General features: G+C 62.0%; 14 protein-coding genes and 2 tRNA genes. 6 read left to right on the plus strand and 10 right to left on the minus strand.

Going from position 1 to position 14,769, the window contains the following annotated elements; genetic code table 11:
* Window positions 1-15: 15 nt before the first annotated feature.
* Window positions 16-1,896 (minus strand): caspase family protein, encoded by a 1,881-nt coding sequence (locus ASE71_RS15545; protein ID WP_060539199.1) that lies wholly within the window; start codon window positions 1,894-1,896, stop codon window positions 16-18.
* A 317-nt stretch (window positions 1,897-2,213) separates the two neighbouring features.
* On the opposite strand from ASE71_RS15545, the gene ppdK reads away from it, so the two are divergent.
* On the plus strand, window positions 2,214-4,880 hold the full coding sequence (gene ppdK / locus ASE71_RS15550) for a pyruvate, phosphate dikinase (protein WP_034801313.1): 2,667 nt from the start codon (window positions 2,214-2,216) through the stop codon (window positions 4,878-4,880).
* Between the two features lie 49 nt (window positions 4,881-4,929).
* On the opposite strand, the gene ASE71_RS15555 is transcribed toward ppdK, so the two are convergent.
* Both ASE71_RS15555 and ASE71_RS15560 read right to left on the minus strand, forming a co-directional pair.
* Window positions 4,930-5,202: a hypothetical protein gene (locus tag ASE71_RS15555; RefSeq protein ID WP_034801317.1), complete on the minus strand. Its 273-nt coding sequence runs from the start codon at window positions 5,200-5,202 to the stop codon at window positions 4,930-4,932.
* A 349-nt stretch (window positions 5,203-5,551) separates the two neighbouring features.
* Window positions 5,552-5,935, minus strand: a complete 384-nt coding sequence (locus ASE71_RS15560; protein WP_060516284.1) for a hypothetical protein — start codon at window positions 5,933-5,935, stop codon at window positions 5,552-5,554.
* Window positions 5,936-6,202: 267 nt separating this feature from the next.
* Between ASE71_RS15560 and ASE71_RS15565 the strand changes: the two genes are divergently transcribed.
* Window positions 6,203-7,111 (plus strand): DUF1499 domain-containing protein, encoded by a 909-nt coding sequence (locus ASE71_RS15565; RefSeq protein ID WP_060516283.1) that lies wholly within the window; start codon window positions 6,203-6,205, stop codon window positions 7,109-7,111.
* 25 nt (window positions 7,112-7,136) lie between these two features.
* On the opposite strand, the gene ASE71_RS15570 is transcribed toward ASE71_RS15565, so the two are convergent.
* From ASE71_RS15570 to ASE71_RS15585, 4 genes are read right to left on the minus strand one after another with little or no spacing between them, the layout of a single operon-like run.
* On the minus strand, window positions 7,137-7,748 hold the full coding sequence (locus tag ASE71_RS15570; protein WP_060649568.1) for a DUF4166 domain-containing protein: 612 nt from the start codon (window positions 7,746-7,748) through the stop codon (window positions 7,137-7,139).
* Complete coding sequence (locus ASE71_RS15575; protein ID WP_060516281.1) at window positions 7,745-8,197, minus strand: thiol-disulfide oxidoreductase DCC family protein; 453 nt, start codon at window positions 8,195-8,197, stop codon at window positions 7,745-7,747. Before ASE71_RS15575 ends, ASE71_RS15570 begins: the two co-directional genes overlap by 4 nt.
* 2 nt (window positions 8,198-8,199) lie before the next feature.
* On the minus strand, window positions 8,200-9,123 hold the full coding sequence (locus tag ASE71_RS15580) for an MBL fold metallo-hydrolase (RefSeq protein WP_060516280.1): 924 nt from the start codon (window positions 9,121-9,123) through the stop codon (window positions 8,200-8,202).
* 17 nt (window positions 9,124-9,140) lie between these two features.
* Complete coding sequence (locus tag ASE71_RS15585) at window positions 9,141-9,437, minus strand: cupin domain-containing protein (RefSeq protein ID WP_060516279.1); 297 nt, start codon at window positions 9,435-9,437, stop codon at window positions 9,141-9,143.
* A gap of 203 nt (window positions 9,438-9,640) precedes the next feature.
* Here ASE71_RS15585 and ASE71_RS15590 point away from each other — a divergent pair.
* Window positions 9,641-9,715: transfer RNA gene (locus ASE71_RS15590), tRNA-Gln, on the plus strand.
* A 123-nt stretch (window positions 9,716-9,838) separates the two neighbouring features.
* Window positions 9,839-10,021 (plus strand): YegP family protein, encoded by a 183-nt coding sequence (locus ASE71_RS15595; RefSeq protein WP_034801332.1) that lies wholly within the window; start codon window positions 9,839-9,841, stop codon window positions 10,019-10,021.
* Between the two features lie 109 nt (window positions 10,022-10,130).
* Here ASE71_RS15595 and ASE71_RS15600 read toward each other — a convergent pair whose 3' ends face one another.
* Window positions 10,131-11,861, minus strand: a complete 1,731-nt coding sequence (locus ASE71_RS15600) for a hypothetical protein (protein WP_060516278.1) — start codon at window positions 11,859-11,861, stop codon at window positions 10,131-10,133.
* Window positions 11,862-11,975: 114 nt separating this feature from the next.
* Window positions 11,976-12,413, minus strand: coding sequence for a hypothetical protein (locus tag ASE71_RS15605; RefSeq protein WP_034801335.1), 438 nt, complete (start codon window positions 12,411-12,413; stop codon window positions 11,976-11,978).
* Between the two features lie 318 nt (window positions 12,414-12,731).
* On the opposite strand from ASE71_RS15605, the gene ASE71_RS15610 reads away from it, so the two are divergent.
* Window positions 12,732-12,808 (plus strand) — tRNA-Pro (locus tag ASE71_RS15610).
* A gap of 177 nt (window positions 12,809-12,985) precedes the next feature.
* On the opposite strand, the gene ASE71_RS15615 is transcribed toward ASE71_RS15610, so the two are convergent.
* The gene (locus ASE71_RS15615; RefSeq protein ID WP_060516277.1) at window positions 12,986-13,918 is read right to left on the minus strand and encodes a ribose-phosphate pyrophosphokinase; all 933 of its coding nucleotides are present in this window, start codon (window positions 13,916-13,918) and stop codon (window positions 12,986-12,988) included.
* 289 nt (window positions 13,919-14,207) lie between these two features.
* Here ASE71_RS15615 and ASE71_RS15620 point away from each other — a divergent pair, with 289 nt between their 5' ends.
* On the plus strand, window positions 14,208-14,621 hold the full coding sequence (locus ASE71_RS15620) for a hypothetical protein (RefSeq protein ID WP_060516549.1): 414 nt from the start codon (window positions 14,208-14,210) through the stop codon (window positions 14,619-14,621).
* Window positions 14,622-14,769: the final 148 nt, after the last annotated feature.

Consider the following 14,769-nt stretch of genomic DNA (forward strand, 5'->3'; position numbering starts at 1 on the left):
AATTGCCCCAAGCGGTCACTCGAATTCGAGGATCAGACCGCCCGTTCCATCGGTTGGCCCCATATCGTCCCAGCTATCGACGTAGACGGATTTCGTGTCGGCTCTGCCGTTGCGATGGGCGTAGTACATGCCGATATCGTCGCCCTTCTTGCCTTCGTTCGGCATATCCTGGAACCATTTCGTGTAGGTCAGGGGCGCGCCGGTGTCCCAACGCCAGCCGCCTCTGGGCTCCTTGCCCTGTGGGTCCTGCGTCAGGCCGATCCAGGGCCCCATCTTGTAGCTGACATTGCCTGAGGGGTCGTAGCCGGTGTTGAAAAAGGTCTGATCGGCGTTGAAAAGCGATGCGACGAAGGCGTTCTCCTCTTGAGACGAAATCGACGCGAGGTGCGCTCCGCAACCGCCGGCGATCCCCCGCGCATAAACGGCCAAAATTATTCCCGTCCGCACTGCGACATAGAGGTGCCCTTCGAACACGCCATATACGGTTTCGAAGTGGCGCAGGCAGGTCAGCGCCCGCAGGACGGTTTGATCGGTTTCCAGACCCTCGAGGTTGGCAACATCATAGCGTCGGGCCTTCGAAGAGCTGTATATGCCCTCGGCTCTGTCATTGACTTTGATGCCGAGGGCTTCTGCCGTGCGCTCTGTGATGAAGCCGCTTGCTGGCTGCTGGTTGGTGCTCTGGAACCGCTTGATCGCTTCGCGCGTCTGTCCACCAAAAACACCATCGGCTGTGCCCGCCGCAAATCCGCGCGAGGCGAGTGCCACCTGGACGTTTCGTCGCTTGTCCTTGTCCGGCAATAGCCACGCTTCGACGGACTGAGGCAGATGCGACTGGTTGCGCACGGCGGCGGGTTCGATCTGCGCCAGCGCCTGGCGTCCGAGGTCGGCATATTCGCCGATGCGGTGTTTTTCGACGAAGAAGTGCCAGATGCGCGCCGTTCCGATCTTCAGCGCCTTTTTGAAGTCCTTCTCTGCCTCAAGCGCTTCGGGATCCATGGCCGGCACAGTGAGGGCCGGCTGCACCGGCTGAACCGCCGCAGTCTGCGGTATGGCCGTCTGTACCGCCGGGGTTTGCACCGCCGGGGTCGTCTGGGGCGCTGCGGTTTCCGGCCCGAAGTAGAATTCCAGCGACAGGGATGACAGGATCTGCGGCTGCTGCTTGCCTTGCGTTTCCTTGCGCACGTCGCGCACGACCCGCTTGAAGGCGGTGCCGACTTCGAGGCCGGCGCCCGAGAGATTGGCGATCAGCGCCCGCGTAAAGGGCGAATGCCCGTCGGTGCCGTCGGCGGCGACCTGTCCCGGGGCTGCGGCAAAGGCGACGAGCGTGCCGCCGCCCTGCGTTTCGATCGGCGCCAGCCCGCGGGTCGCCGCACCGCGGGTCGCACCTTCGACTTCGCGTGTCAGCCGCTCGGCGAGCGGATTGTTGCGGCAGGCATCGAGGAAGACCATCGAGATGCGGGCACGTTTTTCCATCGCGCCGATGATCTCGGACAGTGCCACGGTCTCGGCCGGCACGTCGAACTCGCTTTCGAGCTTGGCATCGGTGCCAACAAGGAAATTCTCGCCGTGCAACTGCATGCCGTGGCCGGCGTAGTAAAACAGGGCGGTATCGTCGGGCCCGATCTTGCGCGAGAAGTTTGAAAGTGCGCCGGCAAGACCACGGCGATCGGCGTTGAGCACGAGGTTCGTTTCGAAGCCCTGGTCCTTGAGAAAGGTGTTGAAGGCTTCTGCATCGCGTGAAGCATTGGGCAGCGTTCCAGCGAGCACGTAGTTGCTCATGCCGACGACGAGCGCCAGCCGCTTGCCGTTTCCTTCGGCAAAGGCGTTTCCCATGGTGAAAAGGACCATTAGCGCCGCCGAAAGGAGCCAGGTTGTCAGATTTGCACGCCACCTCATGACCGACCCTCCGAGCCATCGAGACGGAAACGGATTGCCATGACGGGATATTCCTGGATGCACCCCCATCGCACATCTGTATATTAGATAATTGTTATGTTGCGGGCAATGTCGGATCGGGCCGCCCGGCGCAGCCTTTTCAGGAATTTCGGCTGCTATTTAAAGCCACCGACACGATTTGTGGGAGGTCAAGCGCGATGTGTAGCAATGTTACAGAAAATGATGCGCTGCAGCATAAATCTTCGCCGGGTGCATTTTCAGCCTGAAGCATATACTGTAAATCGTCATTAAAGACTGTTTCTGGGTGGAGAGCAGGCATGACGAAATGGGTTTACACCTTCGGTGGGGGCAAGGCCGAGGGACGTGCGGGTGATCGTGAGCGCTTGGGTGGCAAGGGCGCCAACCTTGCCGAGATGTGCAACCTCGGCCTGCCGGTTCCGCCGGGCCTGACGATCATCACCGATGCCTGCAACAGCTTCTTCGACAACGACAGGCAAATGCCGGATGGCCTGCGCGACCAGGTGCGCGAGGGGATCAGCCGGATGGAAGAGGTGACCGGCCGCGTCTTCGGCGACACCTCCCGTCCGCTGCTGCTTTCGGTTCGCTCAGGCGCGCGCGCGTCCATGCCCGGCATGATGGACACGGTTCTCAACCTCGGTCTCAACGATCAGTCGGTACATGCGCTTGGCCATGACGCCGGTGATGCCCGTTTTGCCTGGGACAGCTATCGTCGCTTCATCCAGATGTATGGCGACGTCGTCATGGGCGTCGACCACGACGTCTTCGAGGAAATCCTCGAGGATGAAAAGGCGCGCCTCGGCCATGAGCAGGATACCGAGCTTTCGGCGGTGGAGTGGCAGAGCGTCATTGCCCGTTACAAGGAAGCGATCGAGGAAGCGCTGGGCGAACCCTTTCCGCAGGATCCGGAAGTGCAGCTCTGGGGCGCGATCGGCGCCGTGTTTTCGAGCTGGATGAACCCGCGGGCGATCACCTATCGCCACCTGCACGCCATCCCCGCCGCCTGGGGCACCGCCGTCAACGTCCAGGCGATGGTCTTCGGCAATCTCGGCAATTCGTCGGCGACTGGCGTTGCCTTCACCCGCAACCCCTCGACCGGCGAGAACGAGCTTTACGGCGAGTTTCTGGTCAATGCACAGGGCGAGGACGTCGTTGCCGGCATCCGCACGCCGCAGAACATTACCGAAGCGGCGCGCCTTGGCTCCGGCTCCGACAAGCCCTCGCTCGAAAAGCTGATGCCGGAAGCCTTCGCCGAGTTTCGCTCGATCTGCGATACGCTCGAACGCCACTATCGCGATATGCAGGATCTGGAATTCACCATCGAGCGCGGCACGCTCTGGATGCTGCAGACGCGCTCCGGCAAGCGCACCGCCAAGGCGGCGCTGAAGGTCGCGGTCGATATGGCGGAGGAGGGGCTGATCTCCGAACAGGAGGCCGTTGCCCGCATCGATCCCGCCTCGCTCGACCAGCTGCTGCACCCGACGATCGATCCACATGCGCGCCGCGACATCATCGGCTCGGGCCTTCCGGCCTCGCCGGGGGCTGCGACGGGCGAGATCGTCTTTACCTCGGAGGAAGCGGTGCAGGCCGACAAGGAAGGCCGCAAGGTCATCCTCGTCCGCGTCGAGACCAGCCCTGAAGATATCCACGGCATGCATGCCGCCGAAGGCATTCTGACGACCCGCGGCGGCATGACCAGCCACGCCGCCGTGGTTGCCCGCGGCATGGGTACCCCTTGCGTTTCCGGCGCCGGCAGCATTCGTGTCGACCTTCGCAACGAAACGCTGACCGCCGGAGGCGTGACGCTCAGGAAGGGCGACGTCATCACCATCGACGGCTCGTCAGGCCAGGTGCTGAAGGGCGCGATCGCCATGCTGCAACCGGAACTTTCCGGGGACTTCGGCAAGATCATGGCCTGGGCGGATGCCACCCGCCGGATGACCGTCAGGACCAACGCCGAAACGCCGGCGGACGCACGCGCCGCGCGCTCCTTCGGTGCGGAGGGCATCGGCCTCTGCCGCACGGAACACATGTTCTTCGAGGACGACCGCATCAATGTCATGCGCGAAATGATCCTCGCCGACGACGAAGAAGGTCGCCGTTCGGCGCTCGCCAAGCTTCTGCCGATGCAGCGCTCGGATTTCGCCGAGCTGTTCTCGATCATGCACGGCCTTCCGGTAACGATCCGCCTGCTCGACCCGCCTCTGCACGAGTTCCTGCCGAAGACCGACGAGGAGATCGCCGACGTTGCCGGCGCGCTCTCGCTCGATCCGTCGGAACTGCGCCAGCGCGTCGATGAACTGCACGAATTCAATCCGATGCTCGGCCACCGTGGTTGCCGGCTGGCCATCTCCTATCCGGAGATCGCCGAGATGCAGGCGCGTGCCATCTTCGAAGCCGCCGTTGAAGCGGCGCACGAGACCGGAGCGGCCGTCGTTCCCGAAATCATGGTGCCGCTTGTCGGCCTCAAGGCAGAGCTCGATTACGTCAAGGCGCGCATCGATGCGGTCGCCAAGGAGGTGATCGGTGAGGCGGGTATCGACATCGACTATCTCGTCGGTACCATGATCGAATTGCCGCGTGCAGCCCTGCGCGCCGGCGTCATCGCCGAAGCGGCCGACTTCTTCTCCTTCGGCACCAACGACCTGACGCAGACGACCTTCGGCATCTCGCGCGACGACGCCTCGCAGTTCCTGGCGACCTACCAGCAGAAGGGCATCATCGAGCAGGACCCCTTTGTCTCGCTCGATTTCGACGGCGTCGGCGAACTGATCCAGATCGCAGCCGAGCGTGGTCGTCGCACCAAGAACGGTCTGAAACTCGGTATCTGCGGCGAACACGGCGGGGATCCGGCCTCGATCCGCTTCTGCGAGGACGCCGGCCTCGACTACGTCTCCTGTTCACCCTTCCGCGTGCCGATCGCCCGGCTCGCCGCGGCCCAGGCCGCGATCAACGGCAAGGGGTAACGTCTATCGCCAGCGCCGCCCAAGCGGCGTTGGCTCGGCATGATCCGCTTTACCTGGCCTGGACGATCACCGGTCGTGAGACGATGACCGGCCGGTCCCAGCCCCACATCATCATGTCGTTCTGGTAGCGGAATGCGCGCGATTCGGCGCGGCGGTCGAGCTCGATCCGCTGCAGGCAGGTGGCAAACGCATCGGTGCCGCGGCGGAAGCCGTAGGACGCGCAGGTGTTGCCGTCGGCGATGCGCCGTTCCTCCGGCGTCATCGTCTGGCATGCCGTCAAGAGAAGCGCGGCTGCGATAAGGATGGACAGTCGTTTCATCATGGTTCTCGCGCCTCCTGGGCGCAACCGGATCGTGTGAGGCCGTACCGGTCTGCGTCTCGCCGTGAGCAATCGAGCGGCACACCACTCAACGCCTCGAATCACAATCAATATAGGGACTTGTATCGAGAATCGAAACGAACGTTGCCAATTCGGTGTCGTGTCGCGGTTGTAGGCGAGGGCACCTCACACCCGTCGTTGACGGGTGTGTGTGTGAGCCTGTTCCGGAGGGGGGCGGGGTGTGATCCCTGCGCGATTGTCCGATTGCGCGTAATCCGCTGCCAAAACGCATTCACCGTCGCTGGCGGCCTCGCCCAGGGGTATGGTTAGAGTTGTCCCTGTGAGAGGTCCGCTACATGCGTTCCAGCACGCCGACAAAGGATTCGGCGAAGCGCTCGAGGTCGCGCGTGGTGTCGCTGGGATGTTCGATACGGACGGCTCGGCCTTGTTCGTCGAGGCAGGCAAACAGGATCGAAGCGTCGCCTCCGGCATCAGGCAGACGGAGCACGGCAATGCTGCGGCAGTCTTCGATCAGATCAGAAGCGGGCAGGGCAAACAGAAACTCACCGCCGACGTTGTCAGCAACCGCGCGCACGAAGCTGGTGAAATCGGCATTGTTGCCGGAGAAACCATCGAGGGAGAGTTCGAGCTCAAGGAGCCCCATGGGGATGCCGCCGTCTCCGGCCGGAAGGGCAGAGGGGGTGGCGATGGCCACGGCTGCTTGCGATGCGCCCATGTCGGTTCTCCGTCGATTGCCGAGCGCCCTCGTTTGATGTTGCGCGCTGGCCGTTGCCTCCGATTGAAACTCCGCGTGCCCTTTAAATCCCGGGCGCGCGGGCACATTCCCATGTGTTGATAGGTGGTTAACGAGAATGGCGATTTTGCGGCGAACTGTAAGGTAGGCCCGGAGCGCGGTGGCGGACTGCCGCATTGCCTGTTCCCTCGGCACGGGGCATGGTCTAAGAATGCGGTCTGTTTCGCGGCAGGGAATTGATTCAACTATATGATGGTCCGGTACGAGCGCCCCTATTCCTTTGCCGCCCACTGGGCGCGCCGCTTCGCCCGTGTCTCGTTCCTGCTCTTTGCGCTCTCGCTGCTGGCGCACCGCTTCGGTCCGCTGACGACACCGCATTTCCTCGCCCTTGTCGGCGTCGCCGGCGTCTTTGCGCTGTTAGGCGTGCTGTTTGCCGTCGTCGGGTTGGCGCGCTTGTGGCAGGTTGCGGCGATTGGTGGCCTGGCGTCTGCTGCGGCGCTTGTCTACGCCGCGCCGACGCTCGGCTTTATCGGCTATGGCGTCGTCCAATATCTGACCCGCCCGGAAATCTACGACGTCAGCACGGATACGGTGACGCCGCCGCCGTGGCTCAAGGTGCCGCAGGCGGAAGAGAGCTGGCTGAAGCGCAAGGCGGCGGTAACGCCTCAGGACCGTGAAGCGCAGATCCTCGCCTATCCGGCTCTGACCGGCCGGCGCTACGATGGCGCACTCGACCGCGTCTATCAGGGGGTGCGCAACGTCATCGAACAGAGCCGCGTCGGCATCACCGAAGAACTTGGTGTCGAGAACGCCCGCGCCGATCTGGAGGATCTGGCAGTACGGCCGAATGCGGGCGCGGATACGAACGCCGAACCGGAAAATGTACCCGTTCCGGCGGCGCGCCCGGAGATGGCTCTCGAAGGCGCGATTGCAGGGCGCCGCGCCAGCGATGTCGTGCTGCAGGGCGAGTGGCGCACGCTGATCGCGGGTTTTCGTTTCGATGTATTGATCCGGCTGCGCGAAGAGGCGGAGACCACCTTCGTCGACCTGCGCGTCGCCTCGCGTTACGGGCCTCATGATCTCGGCATGGGCGCCGCCTTCGCCGATCAATTCCTGCGGGCGCTCGATGCCGAGCTGTTGGGCATTGCCGGCGACTGATCGGCGGAGTGCCCGCCAGAAAACGTCATTCGTCTACGAGGGCTTTGCGACCACCCAAGTCGGCTGTCGGCTCGCCCGCTGGCCGTAGCCAGCCGCGATAACGCACGATCAGGCTGGTCAACGGGCTTGCGACCTCCACGTGGAAATGAAACAGGCCGTCACGATCCTCCTCGAACGTCCGGCCACCCGGCGCAAGCAGTAAAGGAAGCGGAAGGCCGAGGAAGGACCAGGCGCGAACCAAGAGATGCAGGCGGTTTTCGGCGGGCTCAAGCGCGCACAGGACACGGAACGGTCCGAAATCTTCCGCGAGCAGTGGTTCGTTCTGCCTCTCGGCCTTTCGTTGCGAGCTGCGCAGGACTTTCCCACCGAAGCGTCGGGTCCAGACTTCCCGACCATTGCTGCATGCGAAGTGGATTTCAACAGGGACGTCAGCGCCTGCGCCGGGAAAGCCGAGCATGGAGGCGACGAGCCGAGCCCCTATCGAGCTGCCGCGCTCGATGACCGCACGTCCGCGAAAGGTGGCATGTCCCTCTGATAGGTCGTGCAGGGCGCGGATCGACGCGGGCAGGTGGTTCCATTGCCGGCCGAGGATCTGGCGGTAAAGGCTCTGTTTTTGGACCATGTCTTCCATCGTCATGCGATGAAGCGCCCACGCTCCTCAGGCGTCGGCACCATGCAGCTCTGGCGGCGGCCGGCGATGCGGTAGCGGTTTCTCGCCACGAGATCATAGAGCGGATCGCGAAGGGCAGCGGGCAGGATCCGGCAGATGTTGGCGAGCGACCACGGCAGACCCAGCCGCGCAAGCGTGCGGATCGATCCGTCGGATTTGATGCGGGCGATGCCGTCCTCGATCAGCATGTTGCTCTCGAAATGGACGGTATCGAGCCCGTAGTGCCGGTAGAGCGCCTGGCCAAGCGGCGACTGTGCTGTCAAATAGCGATATTGCGCCCGTCGGTCGTGGCGAAGCAGAAAGCGCACCCAGCCGGAACAAAAGATGCATTCGCCGTCGAAGACGATCACCGGCTTGTCGTCGGCAAAGGCGGGCACCGAAGCATCATTGCGATAGCTGTAGGCCTCGCGCCGCATGATCAGCCCGCTCCGCCGGGCGCCAGCCGGTAGGCGCCGAGAAGCGAGGGCGGGCCATCGGTTTCGATCCGTCCCTGTTCGATCAGGTCTTCGAGATGGGCGAGCACCGAAAGTGCCGCCGCCCCATGCAGCCGCACGTCGGTGGACGCATAGATGACCTTGACCATGTCAGGGATATGGCTGTCGCCGGCGCGGATGCGTTCGAGCACGGCACGCTCGCGCATCTTGCGGTGGGCGCGCAGGCCGCGAAGGAAGGAGGCAGGCTCGATCACAGGTCCGCCATGGCCGGGCAGGTAGAGATGCTCGTCGCGGGAAAGCAGCTTTTCGAGCGAGGCCATGTAATCGGCCATGGCGCCATCGGGCGGCGCGACGATCGTCGTCGCCCAGGCCATGACGTGGTCGGCGGAAAAGAGAATGCCGGTGCCATCGAGCGCGAAGGCCATGTGGTTGGCCGTATGGCCGGGCGTCGTAAGCCCCGTCAGGCTCCAGCCGTCGCCCTCGATGCGCCCGCCGTCGGCAAGCCCGAGATCGGGGACGAACTCCATGTCGGAACTCTCGGCGAAAGGATTGCTCTCGCCCGCATGCAAGGGACGGGCGGAGCGATGCGGGCCTTCGCCGACGATCACCGCACCTGTGGCAGCCTTCAGCCGGCGCGCCAGCGGCGAGTGGTCGCGATGCGTGTGGCTGACGGCGATATGGGTGACCTCGCGGCCAGCGAGCGCCGCCATCAGCGCCTGGAAATGCGCCTCGTCATCGGGACCGGGATCGATGACGGCAACGGAACGTCTTCCGACGATATAGCTGTTGGTTCCGTGAAAGGTGAAAGGGCCGGGATTGTTGACCGTGATGCGCTGCACATCGTCCGCAACCGTCACGGCCTCGCCATGGGCCGGCTTGAAATCGAGATCGAAGTCCGGGCCCTGCATGCGTCCCTTCCTGGATTTCACTTGTATTCGATCTCGATGAACGACATCGGCTCTTTGCCGGCATTGACGACGTTGTGCGCCATGCCCGCCTCACGGCGGTAGGCGGCACCCTTGGCGATATCAACCCGCCGGCTGCCCGCCTCTTCCTCGAGCAGGAGCTGGCAGTCGGTCATCGGCACCACCACATAGCCGAGCCCGTGCACATGGTGACCGGTGTCGGCGCCGGGCTCGAAATCCCAACGGGTGATCCTGACGACCGTGTCGTCGACGAGTACGGTTGGAACGGCAGGGGGGCGGGCGCGAAACTGGCTCATGAAATTCTCCATCTGCCGGGACAATAGGAGGTGCGGTCAGCGAAGGGAAGGGTACATCCGGTACCCACGGCGAGCGCCCTTCGGCGTCGTCGCCAACAAATCCGCCGAAAATTCAACTTAGTGCCAACTTAGTGATTGTGACGGGCGGCGAGCTTTGATAATCAGGCGCTCGATTTGGCGGACGTATTGTCCCGTCAATCCGTTGGGGCGTCGCCAAGCGGTAAGGCACCGGTTTTTGGTACCGGCATTCCCAGGTTCGAATCCTGGCGCCCCAGCCACATTTTTCCAGGCAGTTGATCCATTGGGCGGGCGATCGCGCGCCGGATTTGCATGCACTCTTGTCAAGTCATCTTGCAACTGACACGCTAGTTTCGTTGATTCCAACATGTGTGAGGGAGAAGATGGCTCACAAATTCGAAATCTACAAAGACAAGGCTGGCGAGTTCCGTGTTCGCTTCAAGTACAACAGCGAAGTGATGTTCTCGACCGAGGGCTACAAGACCAAGGCCAGCGCGCAGAACGCCATCGACTCGATCAAGAAGAACGGTCCCGACGCGCCCGTCGAGGACAACAGCGCCGGCTGAGTTCGACGCAATCCCCTAGAAAAAACCCGCCGATTTTCACCCCAGCCACTTACTTAAATGTGGAATCGACTTTCGGGTCGATTCCACATTTATTAGGTATCGCTAAATTTCAGTCGAAATAGAGGATATCCTCGAAGCGAACTGGCCCCTTGGCGAGGCCCAACCGCATGGCTGGTGTCTGGCCATCCTTGCCCTTGGCGATGAAGTTGAAGTAGGTGCGGAAGATCACCAGGCACTTCTCGACCATGTCCGGGGAGTAAAACCCGTACAGGTACCATTTCCGTGCCGCCCGCCTCGGATACGACGGCGCTCGTTCCAGCCCGGCGATGCTGCGGCGGACCTGCATGAAGAACCTGTCGACCTGGTGGAGCGAGACATCGTGGAGCACCCTTGCGATCTGCAGACCCGTCCTTCTGCCGTCGTCCGTTAGCAGGCGGACGCGCTTTCCGGGTTCTGACTTGTTGATGTACGGGTAGTCGACCTCGGTGGTCCTGAGGTGCTCGCTTCGCTCCGAGGTGCTCATCCGATCCAGCCCGCTAATCTGCAGGAAGAATGTCAGCCAAGCCACGAATGGATGAAGGAAGGGATACGCCTCCTCGGCGAGCGCCTTGATCTTGTTGGCCGCCATCACCCGCTCGTTCTTCTCGTCGATGGTGGAGTTCTTGTCGAACGACATCACTGCCACGTCCAGCTTGCGGGCCATCGCCTTGTCGACCCAGCCCGCCAACACCGCAGTCGGGAGACCGGGGTCAGCGTCGAGCGAAAAGTACACATGGTCGGCGCGGCCGAGCAGATGGCGGAGATATCGGAAGTGCCCTATTGCCAGATAATCGATGTGAACCATCGCCCCCTGCCTGGGTAGCTGGCGGTCTTCGGTCATGTGCTCTGGCGACTCCTGGTCCTCGCGGACTGGTCGAAACACGTTCGATGGAAGTGACAGGGCGCTGGCGTAATCCTCGAAGTTCCAAAGGCGGGCGTACTCCCGGAAGGCAGGGCGCTTCAGGAGATCGTCGCATTCCTCGACGAGCTGCTGGACCTCCAGCGTATTGAAACGTAGATCGAGCTGCGGGTGGCAGGCGAGGACGTATCCGGTGTTGAGGCAGCTCGTCACGATTGCTCGGAACTGGATCGTCTTGCGCATCGCCTTGGTCGGCCAGTTGACCATGTAGTCCTGCATGTCCGTGCAGAGACGCATGTCGCCCAGGTCCATCGTGGGAAGGCGACGCTCGCGGTCCGCGACGAACTTGGCGCACTGGCCGTGGATAAAATCGATCTTGTCGTAGACCGTCTTGATATTCAGGCCCGTGACCTGCGCGATCTTGGCAAGGGCGACCTTTGCGACGAGAAGCTGGAAGACGGTCTTGTTCTCGTGCGACTTCCGATGCCTTGCATGCCGCCTTGCCGCCGAAAAGGTCGTCCGGCATTCACGGCATCGGTATCGCGGGTCGCCGCTCGCGTTGGTGCCGTGGCGGTAGTATTCTCCGGGATGCGAATCAAGCGGCTTCGAGTGGTTCGAGCAGGCCTTCTTCGTGCACCTGTGGCCAAGAGGTGCGGCGAGCGACTGTAGGTGTCGGTCGAACTCCTCCCAAACGGCCTTGTTGCTTTTGACGATGGAGGACGTGCCGCATGTCGTGCACCTGAGGACAGCGTTATCGTCCCTCGCTGAAACCTTATACGGTGTCCGATTGTTGTCTGATCGGGATCGCCCTCGACCGTCCTCCAGCTCCGCTGCAACGCCAAAGTTTGGGCAGTGCGGATTTTTACAGAAGTTGACGTTCACTCCCTGGAAGGGGAGAGGCAGTCGCAAGCGTTTTTGGGTCTCCGAAAAAATCTCCGGCATACGCAATACCCCCGATAACCAGGGTTATAAGGGGTATTGCTGAAGACGGTCCTAACGATTCCACATTTAAGTAAGTGGCTGGGATTTTCACCGGCGGGTTTTTTGTTTGTTGGTTTAGCCTGCAGTTGCCGCCGGCTTGGTCTGGGCCGGGGCGCCGAGGAACTCTTCGCACCAGCTCGGGCCTTCGGCACGCTTGCGGTCGCCGGCAATGTGGATCGAGCGGATGACGTAGTCGGACGAGACGGTCAGTTGCACCGCGCAGCTCAGATACTCGGTGCGCGCCGAGGAAATGCGCTTGCCGCGCTTGCCGTCCTTGGTGGTTTCGTACTGCGCCGGGATCTTGCGGGTCTTGTAGCCGCCCTTCCAGCTATAGACCGTGGAGCTGCCGCTTTCGACGTCGGAGATCGGCGGACCGTACTGGGCGAAGAAGCCGCCGGCCGGCTGGCCGAGCCAACGGGCTTCGACTGCGTTCCTGGAAATCCCCGTCCCGGTCGTCGTGCAGCCGGCGAGCACGAGCGCGAGGCCCGCCACCGTCATCATGCGGAAGTTCATGTTTCTGCCCCTTTGGCTCTCGTTCTGAAATCGGCATGGCACGGAAGCCCGTATCCCCTGGCTTTCCGCGCTTTCCGTTGAGCCTCTAGCGCCAAAAGAGACGAAAGGAAATGCACGCAGCGGTTCCTGTTCCAGGAAATTATGAAGCGTTGCAGAAAGTCCCTATCACGCGCATCTCCGGGGCGCCGTTGGCGCCGACCAGGGCCATTTCGCGCCTACGTTTTCCACCGTCACGATTTTTTTGGAAAAGGCGCAATGTTTTTCGAGATAGGCGCTTGTGAAATCAAAATGCCTGTTCTATAGAGGCGCCGCTGGTCACGGAGTGTAGCGCAGTCTGGTAGCGCACCACGTTCGGGACGTGGGGGTCGCAAGTTCGAATCTTGCCACTCCGACCAGCCAAATCAACCGCTTAGCCGATCTTTCCCGAAATATGCGCCAAAGCGCGGATCGACTGCGGACTGCTTCAATCATCACTTCTATAATGCATTTCGGATGGGCGGGCGGATTACATTCTTTTCCCCGCGGCCACGCCGCCTGGCTCAATCGAAACGGCCTTGCACCGTTCGCGTGGGTCAGTTGAAAAGGCTTGAAACACTTTGCTCTCGGGCGGTTCGGGCAAGGGCCTCTCCGAGCAGCGGCGCGACGGTGACGCGGCGGATCTTGGTGGTCTGGCGTTGCGCTTCGGTGTCTTGAATGGAATCGGTCAGCACCAGTTCCCTGAGGTTGCTGGCGCCAATACGCTCGCAAGCCCCCTCGGAAAGCACGCCGTGGGTGATGTATGCCGAGACCTCTCTGGCGCCCGCTTCCAGCAAGGCGTCAGCCGCATTGATCAAGGTCCCGCCGCTATCGATGATGTCGTCGATCAAGAGGCAGGTCTTCCCGAAGACGTCACCAATGATGTTCATGACCTCCGACACGCCGGCGCGGGGGCGCCTCTTGTCGACGATCGCAAGATCGGTGCCAGTGCGCTTGGCGATGCCGCGAGCCCGCGCCACGCCGCCGACGTCAGGCGAAACGACCATGAGATTTCCGACGTCGTAGCGCTCTTTGATGTCGCGGGTCGTCACCGGCGCCGAATAAAGGTTGTCGGTCGGGATATCGAAAAAGCCCTGAATCTGGTCCGTATGCAGATCGAGCGTCATAACGCGATTAACACCCGCGCCGGCGATCATGTTGGCGACCAGCTTCGCCGAAATCGGTGTGCGGCCGGTGGCGCGGCGGTCCTGACGGGCATAGCCGAAATAGGGGATGACGGCGGTGATCCGGCGCGCAGACGAACGGCGCAGCGCATCGGTCAGGATCAACAGTTCCATGAGGTTGCCGTCGGCAGGAGCACTGGTCGACTGGAGGATATAGACATCCTCGCCGCGCACGTTCTCGTGAAGTTGAACGTTGACTTCCTGGTCGGCGAAGCGCCCGACCGTACAGTCCGTGAGGGGAAGATTGAGATATCTGGCAATGGCTTCGGCAAGGGCGCGGTTGGAGTTACCGGTCACCAGCTTCATGAGCGCAATCCTGTTACAGGGAGCCTTTGAGGCAGCTTTAGAGCCTCGCTGGTGGATTCACAACCAGTGCTGCACACTTTTGTGACGCAACCGGTTTGGGGTTGTTTGAGATGGCTATTCGCGACGCTGCACTCCGGTGCCTTAATGTCTGCGCAAATGCCGTTCGTCGCCGCTTAAAAGCCGTTGGTCGAATAGAGGTGTATTCGCAACGGGGTTGCTCTGTCGGCATGCGGGCGAAGCCTCTAGGTTCCCGCCATTCAATCACGGACGACGGGGAACGGGAATGTCGATCAAGCATCTATCCATTGCGACGGTTCTGCTGGTGGCCGGCCATTCGGTGGCGGCGGCGCAGAGCTGCGAGAAGAATTTCAAGGCGAGCGGCGTTCCGCTGGTGACGCCTGTTTTCTATAAGACCTGGCAGGAGTTCCCGAAGGTGAAGCCCGAGACCGCTCTGCAGCGGATGGCGCGGGGCGTCGCGGCGGAAGGCTTTTCCGGGATCGAGATCAACAAGGCACTCGGAACCATCGAAGCTTACCAGGATACGGCAGGCTCCGGGCGGCTGCAGACATTGCGAGTCGTCGCCCGCAAGCGCGGTTCAGGCACGCGGGTTGATGCGATGTTTGATATTCAGGTGGGGCAGGTGGCCACCAAGCAGGTGGTGCAGGAAGGCCTTTGCAACATCATCCGGTCCGCGACCGAATAGGTGCCGCGCGCAGGTCTTTTACACGATCTGCGCGAGATTCTGCGGACAAACAACTATTATCTGCTCTGCCCACTTGACGCGGAAGCATGGTGTGCGAAGTCATTCGCCATGAAGAGAAGCACACCAGTGCATCCGCGTGTTTTCGGGT

This window comes from Ensifer sp. Root954 (assembly GCF_001429005.1).
GTDB classification, from domain to species: domain Bacteria; phylum Pseudomonadota; class Alphaproteobacteria; order Rhizobiales; family Rhizobiaceae; genus Ensifer; species Ensifer adhaerens.